We start from the raw sequence: 18,804 nt of genomic DNA, 5'->3' as shown, positions 1-18,804 counted from the left end.
ATGAGCTTCGGCGCCGATGAAGAAATCCTTCAGGATTTCCTTGTAGAGGCCGGCGAAATTTTAGAGCAACTGTCCGAACAACTGGTCGAGCTGGAAAGCCGACCGGATGATGCGAACCTGCTCAATGCAATTTTTCGCGGTTTTCATACTGTAAAAGGGGGCGCCGGCTTCCTCCAGCTCCACGAGCTGGTGGAGTGCTGTCACATCGCCGAGAACGTGTTCGACATCCTGCGCAAGGGTGAGCGGCACGTCGACTCGGAACTGATGGACGTGATCCTGGAAGCACTGGACGCGGTCAACGGCATGTTCAGTGAAGTGCGCGAGCGCGCACCGATCACTGCCGCCACGCCGGAACTGCTGGCCGCCCTGGCGCGCCTGGCGGAACCTGCGGCCAACGCTCCCGTGGTGGAAGCGGTGGCTGAGCCGGTTGCCGAGCCTGCGGGCGACGTGACCGACAGCGAATTTGAACAACTGCTGGACTCGCTGAACGCCGTCAAGGCCGAAGCCGAAGCGCCGGCAGCCAGTGCGCCGGCCATGGTGCCGACCACCGAAGACATTACCGACGCCGAGTTCGAGTCGTTGCTCGACCAGTTGCACGGCAAGGGCCAGTTTGCCCCGGACGCGGTGGCCGCAGCGCCAGCGCCAACGGAAGCCGCGGCGCCCGTCAGCAATGAAATCACCGACGACGAATTTGAAGCGCTGCTGGACCAGTTGCACGGCAAAGGCTCGTTTGCCGCCGAGGCTCTGCCGGAAGTCGCCGCAACGGCCGCCGCGCCTGCGGCACCCGCTGCTGCGCCGGCCGCCGATGGACTGATCTCCGATCACGAATTCGAAGCCCTGCTGGATGAACTGCACGGCAAGGGCAAGTTCACCGAAGTGGTCGGCGCTGCTGCACCGGCTGCTGCCGCAGCTGTCGCAACACCGGCTCCTGCCGCCAAGGCTGCCGCGCCTGTCGCAGCGAAAGCGGCTCCGGCTCCGACTCCAGCACCGGCCCGGGCTGCCACGGCTGCCCCGGCCCCGGACAAGCAACCGGCCAGTGAAGCCGAAACCACCGTGCGGGTTGATACCGCGCGCCTGGACGACATCATGAACATGGTCGGTGAACTGGTGCTGGTGCGTAACCGCCTGGTGCGCCTGGGCCTGAACAGTGGCGACGAGGCCATGCAAAAGGCCGTGTCGAACCTCGACGTGGTCACCGCAGACTTGCAGACCGCCGTCATGAAGACCCGGATGCAGCCGATCAAGAAAGTCTTCGGCCGTTTCCCGCGCCTGGTTCGCGACCTGGCACGCCAGCTCAAGAAAGAGATCAACCTGGAACTGGTGGGTGAAGAAACCGACCTCGACAAGAACCTTGTCGAGGCCCTGGCCGACCCGCTGGTCCACTTGGTGCGCAACGCGGTCGACCACGGTGTCGAGACGCCGGAAGAGCGCGAAGCCTCGGGCAAGAACCGCCAGGGCAAAGTGATCCTGGCGGCCGAACAGGAAGGCGACCATATCCTGCTGTCGATCACCGATGACGGCAAAGGCATGGACCCCACGGTACTGCGCAACATTGCAGTCAAGCGTGGGGTGATGGACAAGGACGCCGCCGACCGCCTCACCGACACCGAGTGCTACAACCTGATCTTCGCCCCGGGCTTCTCCACCAAGACCGAGATTTCCGACGTGTCGGGCCGTGGCGTGGGCATGGACGTGGTGAAGACCAAGATCAGCCAGCTCAACGGCTCGATCAACATCTACTCGACCAAGGGCCAGGGCTCGAAGATCGTCATCAAGGTGCCGTTGACCCTGGCGATCATGCCGACCCTGATGGTGATGCTGGGCAACCAGGCGTTCGCCTTCCCGCTGGTCAACGTCAACGAAATCTTCCACCTCGACCTGTCGCGCACCAACGTGGTGGACGGCCAGGAAGTGGTGATCGTGCGCGACAAGGCGTTGCCGCTGTTCTACCTCAAGCGCTGGCTGGTGGCTTCGGCCAAGCATGAAGAGCAGCGCGAAGGCCATGTGGTGATTCTTTCCGTGGGCACCCAGCGTATCGGCTTCGTGGTCGATCAACTGGTGGGCCAGGAAGAAGTGGTCATCAAGCCTTTGGGCAAAATGCTGCAGGGAACCCCGGGCATGTCGGGTGCGACCATTACCGGTGACGGTCGGATCGCGCTGATTCTGGATGTTCCGAGCATGCTCAAGCGTTACGCCGCACGGCGTATTTGATTCGGCCCGGGCAGGGCGGTTGTCCCTCGCCCGGCCTAACGGAGTGTTTATGGTAGTCAAGGTCCTGGTGGTGGACGATTCGGGTTTCTTCCGCCGCCGCGTCTCGGAAATTCTTTCATCGGATTCCAATATCCAGGTGGTCGGCACGGCCACCAACGGCAAAGAGGCGATCGATCAGGCCCTGGCCCTCAAGCCGGACGTGATCACCATGGACTACGAGATGCCGATGATGGACGGCATCACGGCGGTGCGGCACATCATGCAGCGCTGCCCGACGCCGGTGTTGATGTTCTCTTCGCTGACCCACGAAGGCGCCCGGGTCACCCTGGATGCGCTGGATGCCGGCGCGGTGGACTTCCTGCCGAAGAATTTCGAAGACATCTCGCGCAACCCCGAGAAGGTCAAGCAGATGCTCTGCGAGAAGGTGCACAGCATCTCCCGCAGTAACCGTCGCAGCCTGTTCAGTGCGCCGGCGCCCGCACCCGTTACGCCGCCACCGGCCGCCCCGAGCACCTTTGGTCGCCCGGCGCCGGCACCGGTTGCGCGCCCGGCCGCCGCCCCGGTGCGTACGGCTGCGCCCGCCGCACATTCACCTGCGCCCAAGCGCAAGGCCTACAAGCTGGTGGCCATCGGTACGTCCACCGGCGGCCCGGTGGCCTTGCAGCGGGTGTTGACCCAATTGCCGGCGAACTTCCCGGCGCCGATCGTGTTGATCCAGCACATGCCGGCCGCGTTCACCAAGGCGTTCGCCGAGCGCCTGGACAAGCTGTGCCGCATCAGCGTCAAGGAAGCCGAGGATGGCGACATCCTGCGTCCGGGTCTGGCGCTGCTGGCCCCTGGTGGCAAGCAGATGATGGTCGATGGCCGTGGTGCGATCAAAATCCTGCCGGGTGACGAACGCCTGAACTACAAGCCGTGTGTGGATATCACCTTCGGGTCTGCGGCCAAATCCTACGGCGACAAAGTTTTGGCGGTGGTGTTGACCGGCATGGGCGCCGACGGCCGTGAAGGCGCGCGCCTGCTCAAGCAGGGCGGCAGCGCGATCTGGGCCCAGGATGAAGCCAGCTGCGTGATCTATGGCATGCCCATGGCCATCGTCAAGGCCGACCTGGCCGACGCCGTCTACAGCCTGGACGACATCGGCAAGCACCTGGTGGAGGCTTGCCTCTGATGGATGTATTGAGCCTGATTGGCATCATCATGGCGTTTGTCGCGATTATCGGCGGCAACTACCTCGAAGGCGGCCACCTGGGTGCCCTGGCCAACGGCCCGGCGGCGTTGATCGTGATCGGCGGCACCGTGGGCGCGGCGTTGTTGCAGTCGCCCATGAGTTCGTTCAAGCGCGCGATGCAGATCCTCATCTGGATTATCTTCCCGCCGCGTGTCGACTTGCCGGGCGGCATCGACCGCGTGGTCAACTGGAGCCTCACGGCGCGCAAGGAAGGCCTGCTCGGGCTGGAAGGCGTGGCCGATGCCGAGCCCGACAGCTACGCCCGCAAAGGCCTGCAACTGCTGGTGGACGGCGCCGAGCCGGAAGCGATTCGCAGCATCCTCGAAGTGGACTTCTACACCCAGGAAAGCCGCGACATCAACGCTGCCAAAGTCTTTGAAAGCATGGGCGGCTACGCGCCGACCATCGGCATCATCGGTGCGGTGATGGGCTTGATCCACGTGATGGGCAACCTGGCCGATCCGTCGCAACTGGGCAGCGGGATTGCCGTGGCGTTCGTCGCCACCATCTACGGCGTGGCCAGTGCCAACCTGGTGTTGTTGCCGGTGGCCAGCAAGCTCAAGTCGATCGCCCTGCGCCAGTCGCGTTATCGCGAGATGTTGCTCGAAGGCATCCTCTCGATTGCCGAGGGTGAAAACCCGCGCTCCATCGAATTGAAGCTCCAGGGCTTCATGGATTGATGGGAGGTATTTGTTGTGAGCCGTCGCCGCCGCGAGCCTGAAGAACACGTCAACCATGAACGCTGGCTGGTGTCCTACGCCGACTTCATTACGTTGCTGTTCGCGTTTTTTGTGGTGATGTACTCCATTTCCTCGATCAACGAAGGCAAGTACAAAGTCATTTCCCAGGCGCTGATTGGCGTGTTCAACGACGCTGACCGCGCCCTCAAGCCGATACCCATTGGCGAAGAACGCCCCAAGACCGTGACCCCGGCCAAGCCGCTGGTCAACGACAGCGATGAAACCGCCGCCGGCATCGGTGGCACCAGCGACCCGCTGAAAAGCATCGCCGATAACATCAGCGCGGCCTTTGGCGACCTGATCAGCTCCAACCAGATGACCGTGCGCGGCAATGAGTTGTGGGTCGAGATCGAGCTCAATTCCAGCCTGCTGTTCGCCAGTGCCGATGCAATGCCCAGCGACCAGGCGTTTACCATCATCGACAAGGTGGCGGCGATCCTGAAGCCGTTTGAAAACCCGGTCCACGTTGAAGGCTTTACCGATAACCTGCCGATCAGTACCGCGCAGTACCCGACCAACTGGGAGCTGTCTTCGGCCCGGGCGGCGAGTATTGTACGAATGCTCGCGATGCAGGGTGTGAACCCCGGGCGCCTGGCGTCGGTGGGTTACGGCGAGTTCCAGCCGGTGGCCAATAACGCCACGGCGGAAGGCCGTGCGCGCAACCGTCGGGTGGTGCTGGTGGTGTCGCGCAACCTGGACGTACGCCGCAGCCTGACCGGTACCGGCACTGCCAATGCAACACCGGATGCCGCCTTGAAGCGGGCTGGCACACAAACTGCACCAGCGCCCGTAAAGGCGCCGGTTCGCGGGAGTGCCGTCAATTCTCCGTCACCGGCTCTATAACCCCATGCAATTTCTCGGTCGAGCCTGTGCCTGCCGGGAGGAACAATCCGAATGAGAGTCTGGGCAGTTGCCAATCAAAAGGGTGGTGTCGGTAAAACCACCACGTCCATCGCCTTGGCCGGCTTGCTGGCCGAGGCCGGCAAGCGTGTGGTCGTGGTCGACCTGGACCCCCACGGCTCCATGACCAGCTATTTCGGCTATGACCCGGATGCCCTGGAACACAGTTGCTACGACCTGTTCCTGCACAAGGGCAGCGTGCCGGCCGACTTGCCGGGGCAACTGTTGCTGCCTACCAGCAATGAAAAGATCTCGCTGTTGCCGTCCAGCACCGCCCTGGCCACCCTTGAGCGCCAGTCGCCGGGGCAGAGCGGCCTGGGCCTGGTGATCGCCAAGACCCTGGCGCAGCTGTGGCAGGACTTCGACTACGCGATCATCGACAGCCCGCCGTTGCTCGGCGTGCTGATGGTCAACGCCCTGGCCGCCAGCCAACAGCTGGTGATCCCGGTGCAGACCGAGCACCTGGCCGTCAAGGGCCTGGAGCGGATGGTCAGTACCCTGGCGATGATCAACCGCTCGCGCAAGCAAGCGCTGCCGTTCAGCATCGTGCCGACCCTGTTTGACCGCCGTACCCAGGCGTCCCTCGGCACCTTGCGGGTATTGCGCGATGCTTATCCGGACACCATCTGGCAAGGCTACATCCCGGTGGACACGCGCCTGCGGGATGCGAGCCGGGCAGGGCTGACGCCGTCGCAGTTCGACGGCAAGAGCCGTGGGGTGCTGGCGTATCGGGCGTTGCTCAAGCACCTGTTGTCCCAGCAACTTGTGGCGCAGGTGGCGTGATGATCATAAACAGCCCTGTAGGAGCCTGGCTTGCCAGCGATGCAGACGCCGCGGTTTTCCTGACCAAACCGGCTCTCGATTCAAGTCCGGACACTCACAGGCCGATAACCTCTGAATACAGGGTTGATGGGGCTTGCGCGTGGGCATACAGATGAACCGTCCCGTTGATTTCAAGACCCGGCCGCAACTGGCGCTGGAGTCCTACCTGGACGCTTTGCTCCAGGACGCCACCGAGGAGATGCCGGAGCCGATTCTGATCCTCGATGAAGTCATCGAGCCTGAACCTGCTGCCCTGGACGAGTTTCAGCTGGCGGTCCTGGAAGAGCAGGCCCGTGATGCGTTGGTGGTTCCCGTAGCAGTTCCTGTACCGGTTGCTGTGCCCGTCGAGCCTGTGGTGATTGCGCCTGTAGTGGTGGAGCCGGTGGTTGAGGTTCACCTCCCGCCGAGCATCACGCCGCCGCCGGTACAGGGCGACGGTCGCCCGGTGTGGGCTGCGGAGCCGTTCGAATGTTTGCTGTTCGATGTCGCCGGGCTGACCCTGGCCGTGCCGCTGGTGTGCCTGGGGTCGATCTACTCCCTGGAAGGCCAGGAGTTGACGCCGTTGTTCGGCCAGCCGGATTGGTTCCTCGGGATCCTGCCGAGCCAGCAGGGCAACTTGAAGGTATTGGACACCGCGCGTTGGGTGATGCCCGACCGCTACCGCGATGACTTCCGCCAGGGCCTGCAATACGTTATTTCGGTCCAGGGCTACGAGTGGGGGCTGGCGGTGCATCAGGTCAGCCGCTCATTGCGCCTGGACCCGAACGAAATCAAATGGCGCAGCCACCGGGGCCAGCGGCCATGGCTGGCGGGCACTGTGATCGAACACATGTGCGCGTTGCTGGATGTAGCCGAACTGGCGGAGTTGATTGCCAGCGGCGCGGTAAAAGCCATGCCGCTGAACAAACGCACTTGATAACAAGCAGCAGCGCTACGGCGCTGCCCAAGAACACACACCGTAACCAACGGTATTTGAAGGGGTCTGGAGTATGAACAAGTCAGTGTCCGCACAAGGTCTGGTGGATGATCCAATCCTGCAATGGGTCACCTTCAAGCTGGACAACGAGTCCTACGGCATCAACGTGATGCGTGTGCAGGAAGTGCTGCGCTACACCGAAATCGCTCCGGTTCCGGGTGCCCCAAGCTATGTGCTGGGCATCATCAACCTGCGCGGCAACGTGGTGACCGTGATCGACACCCGCCAGCGTTTTGGCCTGGTGCCGACCGAAGTCAACGACAACACCCGCATCGTGATCATCGAAGCCGACAAGCAAGTGGTCGGGATCATGGTCGACAGCGTGGCGGAAGTGGTTTACCTGCGCCAATCCGAAGTCGAGACTGCGCCGAACGTCGGCAACGAAGAATCGGCCAAGTTCATCCAGGGTGTCTGCAACAAGAACGGCGAACTGCTGATTCTGGTTGAGCTGGACAAGATGATGAGCGAAGAAGAGTGGCAGGACCTGGAGAATATCTGATTGTTTCTTGAGGTAGCGGTGATCGTCCTGGCCATCCTTTGGGCCGGGACCCTGGGCTTCCTGCTGCGTTATGTTCGCCAGCAACGGGAATTGGCCACTCGACAAGTCGAGCGCGACGCTGTGCGCGACCGGCGGATCCTGGAGCTGGCCAAGCGGGTCGACCACTTCCAGCAAAGTGCGGTGCGTGTGGGTGATGAAGTGCACGAGCTGCGTTCGGTGCTGGCGCCGTTGCCGGACAAGCTGTCGGCACTCGAGCAGCGTGACCCGTCGAGCCTCTCATTCGCCCAGGCGGCGAAGCTGGTGGGCATGGGCGCCACGGTGGATGAGCTGACCCAGTCCTGCGGGTTGACCCAGGCTGAAGCGCAGTTGATGAGCCGGTTGCACAAGGACAGCTGAAGGTTACGAGCTGCAAGCGCTATTGCTTGCAGCTTATAGCCGGTGCCGGTTGCTCAGCCATTCGGCCATGGTCGAGTCCTCCAAAGCATATTCACCACGGTTGGCTTTCCAGACCAACTCCTTCTCCCGCAGCACTTCCAGTGCTTTCTGCACGTTTGGTGTGCTGGCGTTCGGCTCGACCTGGGCCTGTTCCAGCTTGCGGTTCACATCCTGGAAGGTTTTCTCCGCAAAAGGCGAGAACGCCTGCTTGCCCAGGGTTCGTTCGCCCATCACTTCAAGTACCGCCTGTTGCAGCGGCGAGAGGTCGTTGTAGGCGCTCTCGTAGTCGCTCCAGATGCCGGCCTGGTGATTGAGTGCCCCGGTCCTCAGCAACTCGCCAAGGTTGCTGGCTTCGCCAAGACCCACGCTCACTTCGGTCAGTAGTGTGTTGAGCATTTCCGGGCGCCGGCCAACGAGCTGGAAGGCATAGTCCATGTCCTCCAGGTTGAACTGGTTGGTCGCGGCCAGGCGCTGGTTCCAGAGGTCCGTCACGAACTCGACGAAATCCCGGCTCAACAGCGGGAACGGCGTGATATGGGCGCCGAAGAACGGTTGCTTGCTCTTGAGTACCAGGTTGGCCAGTTTGTCCCGGCTGGAGCCGGTGAAGACCAGGCGCAGGCCGTCGGCCGTGCTGCTGCCGTTGAGATGATCCCGTGCCGCCTTGAGGGCGAACATGGCGTTCACCCCGCCTTCGCTGTTGAGGGCGTGCTGGGCCTCGTCCACGATCAGCACGATCATTTGCCCCGAGACCTGGTGCAGCACGTCCAGGGCGTGGCTGAGCGTGGTGCCGGCGGGCAATTGCGGTTTGGTGAAGTCCCAACTCAAGGTGCGCAACAGGCTGATCTTGTCGATACCGGCTTTCTTGGCCGCCTTGCTCACTGCGCTTTCGAACTCGCCCAGGGCTTTGCCGATAGCGCCGGAGATCAGTTCGGCGGGGTCGACTTCGCGGTTCATCCACAGGTCCACGTACACCGGCAGCCAGCCCCGGGCCTTGCACTCGGGGATAAGGTCGTTGCGCAGGAACGTACTCTTGCCGGTACGGCGCGGAGCCGCGAGGAACATGCCGGAGCTGTAGTCGGCAAATGACTCGCCTGCCAGATCACGGGCGAGCGCTTCGGCGAGTAGCTTTCGACTGAGAATCGGGCGGGTAGGGCTCATGGGTTTATCCTGAACTATCGGGTTCGAGATAATCTATACCTCGAAAGATATAATTGCTATACACCACCCACCGCAACTGATCATTCCCACGCTCTGCGTGGGAATGCATCCCGTGACGCTCCGCGTCACCCCTGCGCAAGACTTGAACGTTGCAGCGCCAGTTGGACGCGGAGCGTCCGAGGCGGCGTTCCCACGCAGAGCGTGGGAACGATCAGCCGGCTCCCACCTTAATAATCGTCGCCTCTTTCCGTCACATCCCGCTCCACCGGCCCCGCGTCCGGGTCGTAGCCCACCGGGAACTTGCCCTTCAGCGTCCAGGCAAACGCGATGATCTCGGCGACGGTGCGGTACAACTCTTCCGGGATACTGTCGCCCAACTCCATGCGTGCCAGTAATTTGACCAGCTCGGCATTTTCGTAAATCGGGACTTCGTTCTCCCGGGCCAGCTTGAGGATGGCTTCGGCCAGGGCGTCATCGCCCTTGGCGGTGAGGGTAGGGGCTTGTTGCCCGTCGTATTTGAGGGCAATGGCCTGGCGGGGCGGGTTGGGGTTTTTCATGCGGTTTCATCCACCCAGCGTTGTTCGAGCCCGGTTTTCGGGCCCCGTGGCGGGGTGCCGAGGTGGCAGTCGAGGTCGCCGACGTTGAGTCCCGACGACACCAGGCGCTCGCGCAGGCTGCCGAGGTGGCTTTCGATCAGGCTGGCGGTGAAGGGCCGGGTCGCCCACAACTGGCTCGACAGTTTGCCCTGGCTCAGTTGCGCCTGGACCTGCAACGGGCCGAGCGGCTCCATGTCGAGCGCCATTTCCACGCGCCAGAGCATTTGCTTGGGATCCTTGCTGTCCTTGCGTTCCGGCTGTTCCTTGTCGGGCGCCGGTTCTTCCCGCTGGAACTTGACCTGCAACGGCACGATGTCCTGCAAGGTGCGCATGGGGATTTCCAGCTGCCAGGTGGTCAAGAGCTTGCCGTCGGCGGTGGTACCGGTCTGCTCCAGGCTCGACAGCTGATGGCTTTGCAGGCGGGAGATGGCCCCGGCGGCCAGGCGCAGCAGGTTTTCCAGGTCACTTTCACCTTCCAGGCGTTGCATCAGCCGATCGGGCAGCGGAAAGCCCGCGGGCGCCTGCCTGGCGCCGACCTGGCCGAGGGTACCCAGCGGGCTGCGTACGAAGCTGGGCAGCAACTGCGCCAGGGTGTTGGCAGCGAGGATCGCATTCAGATTGGTGCTGGCGGGCAGGGATGGCAGCAGGTCGGCGACGAAGCGCAGCAGCGCGCCTTTCATGTCCAGCGGCGGTATCTGCGGGTTTTGCCCGGCCAGCAACTTGGCTTCGAGGAAGGTCCCGCTGTTCTGGATCAGTTGCGCCAGCACCTTGGGGTTGCTGGCCTGGGCCAGGTCGGGCAGGCCGGCGAGCAAACGCTCGGCGGCGGCGCGCAGGTCGGCCCCGGTGCTGTCGCTGCTGGTCGCCGGCAGGCTTTGCAGCGCGGTGAACACCACGTCCAGCGAGCCCTGGCGGCTTTGCTGGGTGGAGAGTTGCTGGGCCACGGCCAATTGGTCCTGGCGCCCGCTCAGCGGTACAAAGCTCAAGGTCTGCGCACTTTGCACCACGGCGCTGAGCAGGCTGCCGACGCGCAAGGGCTGCGGGCTTTCGACGGTCAGGGTCGCGCCGCTGAGGACGTTATTGAGCACCGACACCAGTGAGCGATACACCACCGGCTGGTTGGCGCCCTGTGGCAGCGCCTGGGTGGTCAGCACCTTGCCTTGCAGCAGGGTGCCCACCGGTAACTGGCTGGTATCGATACGCGTCAGCGCGGCGACGCTGGAACTCAGGGCCTGCTGCAGGCTGATGGACAAATTGCCCGACGGCGTCTGGCTGACTTCCACCTGGGTACCCAGCGGCAGCGGCTGGCTGCTGCTGGCCTGCACCAGGGTTTGCCGGCCGCCTTCCAGGGTCAGCTTGAGCAGCAACTGAAATGCATCGCCGCCTTGTTTCAGTGCCAGCACCTCGGCATTTACGGTTTTTCCGGGGTCGATCAGGCCGGTCTGCGGCTCCAGCAGTTTCAGCAACTCGCCCGCTGCAGGCGCGGGCGCAGGCCCGGCCGGAAGCGTCGGGGGGAGCGTGGGAAGATTGATCTCACCGGTCATCGTGCGCGCCGTCTCAGGGGAAATTGCCCTCTTTAGAGTAGGGCATCACATGTATAATGCCGCCCGTCTTCAAAGAGAGCGTTAAAAACAACACAACTGATTGATCCAGCTCTCTAAAAACGGTCGCCAAAGCAGTTAATGTGCATCTCTTTAACGGCCGTTCCACCGCCGACTTGAACCGTAAAGGCCCGCGATCTCTTGACCAGCCCTCTTCTAGAAGCCGTAGCGCTCGCCTGTGAACGTGACCTGCGGATGCTGTTCGAACACCTCGAACTGCGTCTGGCGGGCGGCGACATGGTGCAGGTCAGCGGCCCCAACGGCAGCGGCAAGACCAGCCTGTTGCGCCTGCTGGCCGGTCTGATGCAGCCGACGGCGGGCGAAGTGCGGCTCAACGGCAAACCGTTGCACGAGCAGCGCACCGAGCTGGCGCGCAACCTGATCTGGATCGGCCACGCCGCCGGAATCAAGGATGTGCTTACCGCTGAAGAAAACCTCAGTTGGCTCAGCGCCCTGCATCATCCCGCCAGCCGCGAGGCGATCTGGCAGGCACTGGCCGCGGTTGGCCTCAAGGGTTTCGAAGACGTTCCCTGCCACACCCTGTCCGCCGGCCAGCAGCGCCGCGTGGCGCTGGCCCGTTTGTATCTCGACGGCCCGCCGCTATGGATTCTCGACGAACCCTTCACCGCCCTCGACAAACAAGGCGTCGCCCAGTTGGAAGAACACCTTGCCGCGCACTGCGAGCAGGGCGGCATGGTTGTCCTGACCACTCACCACACTTTGACGCGCATGCCCGCCGGTTACCGCGACCTCGACCTGGGCCGGTGGGCGGTATGAGCGTATTTGCCCTGTTGGTCGCCCGCGAAGCGCGGTTACTCTGTCGCCGTCCGGCCGAATTGGCCAACCCGCTGGTGTTCTTCGCGATTGTGATCGCGCTGTTCCCGTTGGCGGTGGGCCCCGAGACTAAACTGTTGCAAACCTTGTCTCCGGGACTGGTCTGGGTGGCGGCGCTTTTGTCAGTCCTGCTCTCGCTGGACGGGCTGTTTCGCAGTGATTTTGAAGACGGTTCCCTCGAACAGTGGGTCCTTTCGTCGCACCCCCTGCCACTTCTGGTATTGGCCAAGGTACTGGCACACTGGGCGTTTTCCGGCCTGGCGCTGGTATTGCTCGCGCCGCTGCTGGCGATGATGCTGGGGTTGCCCACCGAATGCCTGCCGGTGTTGCTCCTTTCCTTGTTGCTTGGCACGCCGGTTCTCAGTCTACTGGGCGCCGTAGGTGCGGCACTGACCGTCGGTTTGAAACGCGGTGGCCTGTTGTTGGCGCTGCTGATCTTGCCTTTGTATATCCCGGTGTTGATCCTGGGCAGCGGCGCGTTGCAAGCCGCGCTCCAGGGCATGCCGGCGACCGGTTACCTCCTGTGGCTTGGCAGCCTGGCCGCCCTGGCGGTAACCCTGACACCCTTTGCTATAGCGGCTGGCCTGAAGATCAGCGTCGGCGAATAATGAGGTCTGGTTAAGCGATAGAACCTTAACCAGTAAAGACCCTAAGCTTTTCGCAACGACGAAAAGCAACCGTGATGGAAACAGCATGAACTGGACCTGGTTTCACAAGCTCGGCTCGCCCAAATGGTTTTACGGCATCAGTGGCAAACTGCTGCCGTGGTTGAGCATCGCCGCGGTATTGCTGATCGGCATCGGCCTGGTCTGGGGCCTGGCCTTCGCGCCGCCGGACTATCAGCAAGGCAACAGCTTTCGCATCATCTACATCCACGTGCCTGCCGCGATGCTGGCCCAGTCCTGCTACGTGATGCTGGCGGTGTGCGGCATCGTCGGCCTGGTGTGGAAGATGAAACTGGCGGATGTGGCCCTGCAATGCGCCGCGCCCATCGGTGCCTGGATGACCGCCGTGGCGCTGGTCACCGGCGCGATCTGGGGCAAGCCGACCTGGGGTTCGTGGTGGGTATGGGATGCGCGACTCACCTCGATGCTGATCCTGCTGTTCCTGTACTTCGGCCTGATTGCCCTGGGCAACGCCATCAGCAACCGTGACAGCGCCGCCAAGGCCTGCGCGGTGCTGGCGATCGTCGGCGTGATCAACATCCCGATCATCAAATACTCGGTGGAGTGGTGGAACACCCTGCACCAGGGCGCCACCTTCACCCTCACCGAAAAGCCGGCAATGCCCGTGGAAATGTGGGCGCCGCTGCTGCTGATGGTGCTGGGGTTCTACTGCTTCTTCGGCGCCGTGCTGCTGATGCGCATGCGCCTCGAAGTGCTCAAGCGTGAAGCCCGCACCAGTTGGGTCAAGGCCGAAGTACAAAACAGCCTGGGAGCCCGTGGATGAGCTTCAACTCTTTCAGTGATTTTCTCGCCATGGGCCATCACGCCCTGTACGTCTGGACGGCCTATGGCATTTGCCTGGCGGTGCTGGCCTTCAACGTCGCCGCGCCGATCTTGGCCCGCAAGCGTTACCTGCAACAAGAGGCGCGTCGTTTGCGCCGGGAGACCGAAAAGTGAATCCGCTGCGTAGAAAGCGTCTGTTGATCATCCTGGCCATCATGGCCGGTGTCGGCATTGCCGTGACCCTGGCCCTGAGCGCCCTGCGGGAGAACATCAACCTGTTCTACACCCCGACCCAGATCGCCAACGGCGAAGCGCCGCTGGATACCCGAATCCGTGCCGGTGGCATGGTCGAGAAAGGCTCGTTGCAACGCTCCGGCGACTCCCTGGACGTCAAGTTCATCGTCACCGACTTCAACAAGTCCGTGACCATCACCTATCGCGGCATCCTCCCGGACCTGTTCCGCGAAGGGCAGGGCATCGTTGCCCTCGGCAAGCTCAACGCCGACGGCGTGGTGGTGGCCGATGAAGTGCTGGCCAAGCACGATGAAAAATACATGCCGCCGGAAGTCACCAAGGCCCTCAAAGACAGCGGCCAATCCGCCCCGACCCCTGCCAAGGAGGGCTAAGTCATGACGTCCGCACTGTTTATTCCGGAGTTGGGCCAGTTGGCGATGATCCTCGCCCTGTGCTTTGCCATCGTCCAGGCCGTGGTCCCGTTGCTGGGCGCCTGGCGCGGTGACCGCCTGTGGATGAGCCTGGCCCAGCCGGCTGCCTGGGGCCAGTTCGCCTTTCTGGTGTTCGCCTTCGGTTGCCTGACCTACGCCTTCATGACCGACGACTTTTCTGTCGCCTACGTCGCCAATAACTCCAACAGCGCCTTGCCCTGGTACTACAAGTTCAGCGCCGTGTGGGGCGCCCACGAAGGTTCGTTGCTGCTGTGGGCATTGATCCTCGGCGGCTGGACCTTTGCCGTCTCGATCTTCTCCCGCCAACTGCCGCAAGTGATGCTGGCCCGGGTGCTGGCGGTGATGGGCATGATCAGCATCGGCTTCCTGCTGTTCCTGATCATGACCTCCAACCCGTTCACCCGCATCCTGCCGCAGATCCCGGTCGACGGGCACGACCTCAACCCGCTGCTGCAAGACATCGGCCTTATCGTGCACCCGCCGATGCTCTACATGGGCTACGTCGGTTTCTCGGTCGCCTTCGCCTTCGCCATCGCCGCCTTGCTCGGCGGGCGTCTCGATGCCGCCTGGGCGCGCTGGTCGCGGCCGTGGACCATCGTCGCCTGGGCATTCCTCGGCATCGGCATCACCCTGGGCTCGTGGTGGGCCTACTACGAACTCGGCTGGGGCGGCTGGTGGTTCTGGGACCCGGTGGAAAACGCCTCCTTCATGCCCTGGCTGGTGGGCACCGCGCTGATTCACTCGCTGGCAGTCACGGAAAAACGCGGCGTGTTCAAAAGCTGGACCGTGTTGCTGGCCATCGCCGCGTTTTCCCTGAGCCTGCTGGGTACGTTCCTGGTGCGTTCCGGCGTACTGACCTCGGTGCACGCGTTTGCCTCCGACCCGGAGCGCGGCGTGTTCATCCTGATCTTCCTGCTGTTCGTGGTCGGCGGCTCCCTGACGCTGTTCGCCCTGCGTGCGCCAGTGGTCAAGAGCCACGTGGGCTTCAACCTCTGGTCCCGGGAAACCCTGCTGCTGGGTAATAACCTGGTGCTGGTGGTGGCGGCCTCGATGATTCTGCTCGGTACCCTGTACCCGCTGGTGCTGGATGCCCTGAGCGGCGCCAAGCTGTCCGTCGGCCCGCCGTACTTCAACGCGCTGTTCATCCCCTTGATGGCGCTGCTGATGGTGGTGATGGCGGTCGGCGTACTGGTGCGCTGGAAAGACACCCCGGTGAAATGGCTGGTGGGCATGCTCACCCCGGTACTGCTGGGCAGCGCCGCATTGGCGGTGATCGCCGGGATTGCCTACGGCGACTTCAACTGGGCCGTGCTTGCCACCTTCATGCTCGCGGCCTGGGTATTGCTGGCCGGTGTACGCGACCTGATCGACAAGACCCGCCACAAAGGTTTGATCAAAGGCTTGCCGACCATGACCCGCAGTTACTGGGGCATGCAGGTCGCCCACATCGGCATCGCCGTGTGCGCTCTGGGTGTGGTGTTGTCCAGCCAGAACAGCGCCGAGCGCGACCTGCGCCTGGCCCCCGGCGAGTCCATGGACCTGGCCGGCTACCACTTCATTTTCGAAGGCGCCAAGCACTTCGAAGGCCCGAATTTCACCTCCGACAAAGGCACCGTACGTGTGGTGCGCAACGGTAAGGAAATCGCCGTGCTGCACCCGGAAAAACGCCTGTACACCGTGCAAAGCTCGATGATGACAGAAGCCGGGATCGACGCCGGTTTCACCCGCGACCTCTACGTCGCCCTGGGTGAACCGTTGGGCGATGGCGCCTGGGCCGTGCGGGTCCACGTCAAACCGTTTGTGCGCTGGATCTGGTTCGGCGGCCTGCTCACCGGCTTCGGTGGTTTGCTGGCAGCGATGGACCGGCGCTACCGGGTCAAGGTCAAGAGCCGGGTGCGTGAAGCCCTCGGTCTGCAAGGAGCGGCGGTATGAAGCGTTGGTTGATGGTGTTACCGCTGGCGGCGTTTCTGGTGGTGGCGGTGTTCCTGTATCGCGGGCTGTACCTGGACCCGGCCGAGCTGCCGTCGGCCATGATCGGCAAGCCATTTCCGGCGTTCTCGCTGCCGACGGTGCAGGGCGACAAGACCCTGACCCAGGCTGATTTGCTGGGCAAACCGGCACTGGTCAACGTGTGGGGCACCTGGTGCATTTCCTGCCGCGTGGAGCATCCGGTGCTGAACAAGCTGGCGGAGAAGGGCGTGGTGATCTACGGCATCAACTACAAGGACGACAATGCTGCCGCCCTGAAGTGGCTGGCTGAATTCCACAACCCGTACCAGCTGGATATCCGCGACGAAGACGGCAACCTCGGGCTGAACCTTGGTGTGTACGGCGCTCCGGAAACCTTCTTCATCGACGCCAAGGGCGTGATCCGCGACAAGTACGTGGGCGTGATCGACGAAGTGGTGTGGCGCGAGCAACTGGCCGCCAAGTACCAGGCGCTGGTGGATGAGGCCAAGCCATGAAGCGTTGGTTAGCCGCCGCTGTGTTGGGCTTGAGCATGGTCGGCGTGGCCCACGCCGCCATCGACACTTACGAATTTGCCAAGGACGGAGACCGCGAGCGTTTTCGCGAACTGACCAAGGAGCTGCGCTGCCCCAAGTGCCAGAACCAGGATATCGCCGACTCCAACGCACCGATCGCCGCCGACCTGCGCAAAGAGATTTTCCGCATGCTCGGCGAGGGCAAGGACAATCAGCAGATCATCGACTTCATGGTCGACCGCTACGGTGACTTCGTGCGCTACAAGCCGGCGCTCACCGGCAAGACAGCGCTGCTGTGGTTCGGCCCCGCCGGGTTGTTGCTCACAGGCTTAGTCGTTATGGCGGTGATTGTGCGCCGCCGTCGTGTCGCCCCGGCCGATGGCTCGGACTCGCTTTCCGTCGATGAGCGTCAACGCCTCGACCAACTGCTGGACAAAAAAACTGATGATTGATTTCTGGCTCGCAGCAGGTCTGCTGCTTCTGATTGCCTTGAGTTTCCTGCTGATCCCGGTGTTACGCGGCCGCCGTGCCCAGCGTGAAGAGGATCGCACTGCATTGAACGTGGCGCTGTACCAGGAACGCGTGGCGGAACTGCAAACCCAGCAGACCGAAGGCGTGCTGGATGCGGCCCAGCTGGACAGCGGCCGCGCTGAAGCAGCTCGCGAGTTGCTGGCGGATACCGAGGGCGTGGAAAAGCCTCGGGAGTCGCGCCTCGGCAAACCGTTGCCGTTGCTCGCGGCGTTTCTGGTGCCGGTGCTGGGCGTGGCGCTGTACCTGCATTACGGTGCCAGCGACAAGGTCGAACTGACCCGTGAATTCTCCCAGCCGCCGGTGTCCATGGAAGACATGACCCGCCGCCTGGAGCGCGCCGCAGCGGCCCAGCCGGACTCGCCGGAAGGCCTGTATTTCCTCGGTCGCGCCTACATGGCCCAGGACCGTTCCGCCGATGCGGCCAACGTCTTCGAGCGCACCGTGGCCCTGGCCGGTCGCCAGCCCGAGTTGCTCGGCCAGTGGGCCCAGGCCCAGTACTTTGCCGACAACAAACAGTGGTCGCCCAAGGTCCAGGCCCTGACCGACGAAGCACTGAAACTCGACCCGAAGGAAGTCACCAGCCTCGGCCTGCTGGGGATCGCCGCCTTTGAAGGCCAGCGTTACCAGGAAGCGATCGACTACTGGAACCGCCTGCTGGCGCAACTGCCACCGGACGACAATTCCCGTGCCGCGCTGCAAGGCGGGATCGATCGGGCCGCCGAGAAGCTCAAGGAGAGCGGCGGCAGCGTGGCGCCCGTGAAGGCAGAAAAACAGATGCAAGTGCGGGTGGACCTGGCCGCCGATGTGAAGGCCAAGGCCCTGCCGACCGACAGCGTGTTCATCTTCGCCCGTGCCGTCAAAGGCCCGCCTGCGCCATTGGCGGCCAAGCGCGTGACCGTGGCCGACCTGCCGATCACCGTCGAGCTGGGCGACAGCGACGCGATGATGCCGCAGTTGAAACTGTCCAACTTTCCCGAAGTCCAACTGGTTGCGCGCATATCCCGGGCAGGTGTTCCCACAGCTGGCGAGTGGATCGGCCGCAGCCAACCCCTGGCCAGCAGCACCACTGCGCTGCAGCAGCTGACCATCGACAGTCCGGACCAATAATTCGAGGAAATGCCCATGACCGCTATCGCACGTATCACCCTGCTCAGCCTGGTACTGGGGTTGAGTGCTTGTGCGGTCCATCGGCCTCCGTCGCCTACCGGGCCGACTATTCCACCGACAGGGCCGTCGACCCAGCCGAGCACCCAGCCCTCGAGCCCGGTGATCAAACCGTCGAAGCCGGTGCCGAGCTCCTCGCCGACCTTCGCACCGCCACCGGGTGCGGCCAGTCACTGGGACGGGAAGATGCAGGTGTACGTGCTGGACGAACAGCCGGATACGTTCTACCGCCAGCGCACCTACTATCGCTGGAGTAACGGCTGGAGCCGGTCCATCAGCCCGAACGGGCCTTGGGAAGAGACCGATGTCCATGGCGTACCGCCGGGGTTGAGCAAGCAGTACGCACAATGAAAAAAGGCGACCTTCGGGTCGCCTTTTTCATGACTGGTTTGGAATACAGTCCACCCAACAACAAAGCTCAAATGTGGGAGCGGGCTTGCTCGCGAATACGGCGTGTCAGCCAACAAATCGGGCACTGATATACCGTATTCG

General features: G+C 63.0%; 21 protein-coding genes. 18 read left to right on the top strand and 3 right to left on the bottom strand.

The window, feature by feature from the left end; translation table 11 throughout:
• The 8 genes from AC3WKX_RS01905 (at position 1) to AC3WKX_RS01870 (ending at position 7,775) form a co-directional block, all read left to right on the top strand.
• Positions 1–2,211, top strand: coding sequence for a chemotaxis protein CheA (locus AC3WKX_RS01905; protein WP_102604689.1), 2,211 nt, complete (start codon positions 1–3; stop codon positions 2,209–2,211).
• A gap of 49 nt (positions 2,212–2,260) precedes the next feature.
• Positions 2,261–3,382 carry a protein-glutamate methylesterase/protein-glutamine glutaminase gene (locus tag AC3WKX_RS01900; protein WP_008434810.1) on the top strand — a complete coding sequence of 374 codons (1,122 nt, stop codon included), beginning with the start codon at positions 2,261–2,263 and terminating at the stop codon, positions 3,380–3,382.
• Positions 3,382–4,122, top strand: a complete 741-nt coding sequence (locus AC3WKX_RS01895; protein WP_003210645.1) for a flagellar motor protein — start codon at positions 3,382–3,384, stop codon at positions 4,120–4,122. Before AC3WKX_RS01900 ends, AC3WKX_RS01895 begins: the two co-directional genes overlap by 1 nt.
• A gap of 15 nt (positions 4,123–4,137) precedes the next feature.
• Positions 4,138–5,025: a flagellar motor protein MotD gene (gene motD, locus AC3WKX_RS01890; RefSeq protein ID WP_003210644.1), complete on the top strand. Its 888-nt coding sequence runs from the start codon at positions 4,138–4,140 to the stop codon at positions 5,023–5,025.
• 51 nt (positions 5,026–5,076) lie between these two features.
• Positions 5,077–5,865, top strand: coding sequence for a ParA family protein (locus AC3WKX_RS01885; protein WP_003210643.1), 789 nt, complete (start codon positions 5,077–5,079; stop codon positions 5,863–5,865).
• A gap of 151 nt (positions 5,866–6,016) precedes the next feature.
• Positions 6,017–6,820, top strand: a complete 804-nt coding sequence (locus tag AC3WKX_RS01880; protein WP_087694323.1) for a CheW domain-containing protein — start codon at positions 6,017–6,019, stop codon at positions 6,818–6,820.
• Between the two features lie 73 nt (positions 6,821–6,893).
• Entirely contained in the window at positions 6,894–7,379 is a 486-nt protein-coding gene (locus AC3WKX_RS01875) for a chemotaxis protein CheW (RefSeq protein WP_003210641.1), read from the top strand.
• Complete coding sequence (locus tag AC3WKX_RS01870; protein WP_003210640.1) at positions 7,380–7,775, top strand: DUF2802 domain-containing protein; 396 nt, start codon at positions 7,380–7,382, stop codon at positions 7,773–7,775.
• Between the two features lie 33 nt (positions 7,776–7,808).
• Here AC3WKX_RS01870 and AC3WKX_RS01865 read toward each other — a convergent pair whose 3' ends face one another.
• The 3 genes from AC3WKX_RS01865 to fliK all read right to left on the bottom strand — a co-directional run bounded on the left by AC3WKX_RS01865 (position 7,809) and on the right by fliK (position 11,109).
• Positions 7,809–8,972: an ATP-binding protein gene (locus tag AC3WKX_RS01865; RefSeq protein WP_102604690.1), complete on the bottom strand. Its 1,164-nt coding sequence runs from the start codon at positions 8,970–8,972 to the stop codon at positions 7,809–7,811.
• Between the two features lie 227 nt (positions 8,973–9,199).
• On the bottom strand, positions 9,200–9,529 hold the full coding sequence (locus AC3WKX_RS01860; protein WP_003210638.1) for an EscU/YscU/HrcU family type III secretion system export apparatus switch protein: 330 nt from the start codon (positions 9,527–9,529) through the stop codon (positions 9,200–9,202).
• A complete protein-coding gene (gene fliK / locus AC3WKX_RS01855) occupies positions 9,526–11,109 on the bottom strand; it encodes a flagellar hook-length control protein FliK (RefSeq protein ID WP_032899324.1) in 1,584 nt (527 codons plus the stop codon). Before fliK ends, AC3WKX_RS01860 begins: the two co-directional genes overlap by 4 nt.
• A gap of 252 nt (positions 11,110–11,361) precedes the next feature.
• Here fliK and ccmA point away from each other — a divergent pair, with 252 nt between their 5' ends.
• From ccmA to AC3WKX_RS01805, 10 genes are all read left to right on the top strand, one after another.
• A complete protein-coding gene (ccmA, locus tag AC3WKX_RS01850) occupies positions 11,362–11,943 on the top strand; it encodes a cytochrome c biogenesis heme-transporting ATPase CcmA (protein WP_003210636.1) in 582 nt (193 codons plus the stop codon).
• The gene (ccmB, locus tag AC3WKX_RS01845; protein WP_003210635.1) at positions 11,940–12,608 is read left to right on the top strand and encodes a heme exporter protein CcmB; all 669 of its coding nucleotides are present in this window, start codon (positions 11,940–11,942) and stop codon (positions 12,606–12,608) included. The genes ccmA and ccmB overlap by 4 nt, the downstream gene beginning before the upstream one ends.
• Before the next feature lie 85 nt (positions 12,609–12,693).
• A complete protein-coding gene (locus AC3WKX_RS01840; RefSeq protein ID WP_008434790.1) occupies positions 12,694–13,449 on the top strand; it encodes a heme ABC transporter permease in 756 nt (251 codons plus the stop codon).
• Positions 13,446–13,622, top strand: coding sequence for a heme exporter protein CcmD (gene ccmD, locus AC3WKX_RS01835; RefSeq protein ID WP_102369665.1), 177 nt, complete (start codon positions 13,446–13,448; stop codon positions 13,620–13,622). The genes AC3WKX_RS01840 and ccmD overlap by 4 nt, the downstream gene beginning before the upstream one ends.
• Positions 13,619–14,074: a cytochrome c maturation protein CcmE gene (ccmE, locus tag AC3WKX_RS01830; RefSeq protein WP_008434786.1), complete on the top strand. Its 456-nt coding sequence runs from the start codon at positions 13,619–13,621 to the stop codon at positions 14,072–14,074. Before ccmD ends, ccmE begins: the two co-directional genes overlap by 4 nt.
• Positions 14,075–14,077: 3 nt before the next feature.
• Positions 14,078–16,066 carry a heme lyase CcmF/NrfE family subunit gene (locus AC3WKX_RS01825; protein ID WP_003210631.1) on the top strand — a complete coding sequence of 663 codons (1,989 nt, stop codon included), beginning with the start codon at positions 14,078–14,080 and terminating at the stop codon, positions 16,064–16,066.
• Positions 16,063–16,599, top strand: a complete 537-nt coding sequence (locus AC3WKX_RS01820; protein WP_008434782.1) for a DsbE family thiol:disulfide interchange protein — start codon at positions 16,063–16,065, stop codon at positions 16,597–16,599. The genes AC3WKX_RS01825 and AC3WKX_RS01820 overlap by 4 nt, the downstream gene beginning before the upstream one ends.
• On the top strand, positions 16,596–17,069 hold the full coding sequence (locus AC3WKX_RS01815; RefSeq protein ID WP_003210629.1) for a cytochrome c-type biogenesis protein: 474 nt from the start codon (positions 16,596–16,598) through the stop codon (positions 17,067–17,069). Before AC3WKX_RS01820 ends, AC3WKX_RS01815 begins: the two co-directional genes overlap by 4 nt.
• Entirely contained in the window at positions 17,062–18,255 is a 1,194-nt protein-coding gene (gene ccmI, locus AC3WKX_RS01810; RefSeq protein WP_102604691.1) for a c-type cytochrome biogenesis protein CcmI, read from the top strand. Before AC3WKX_RS01815 ends, ccmI begins: the two co-directional genes overlap by 8 nt.
• Before the next feature lie 15 nt (positions 18,256–18,270).
• Positions 18,271–18,663 carry a hypothetical protein gene (locus AC3WKX_RS01805; protein ID WP_008434777.1) on the top strand — a complete coding sequence of 131 codons (393 nt, stop codon included), beginning with the start codon at positions 18,271–18,273 and terminating at the stop codon, positions 18,661–18,663.
• Positions 18,664–18,804: the final 141 nt, after the last annotated feature.

The sequence above is a fragment of the Pseudomonas sp. GP01-A4 genome (assembly GCF_058780865.1).
The sequence above is the reverse complement of the archived record's forward strand: the minus strand, read 5'-3'. Positions and strand labels throughout refer to the sequence as shown.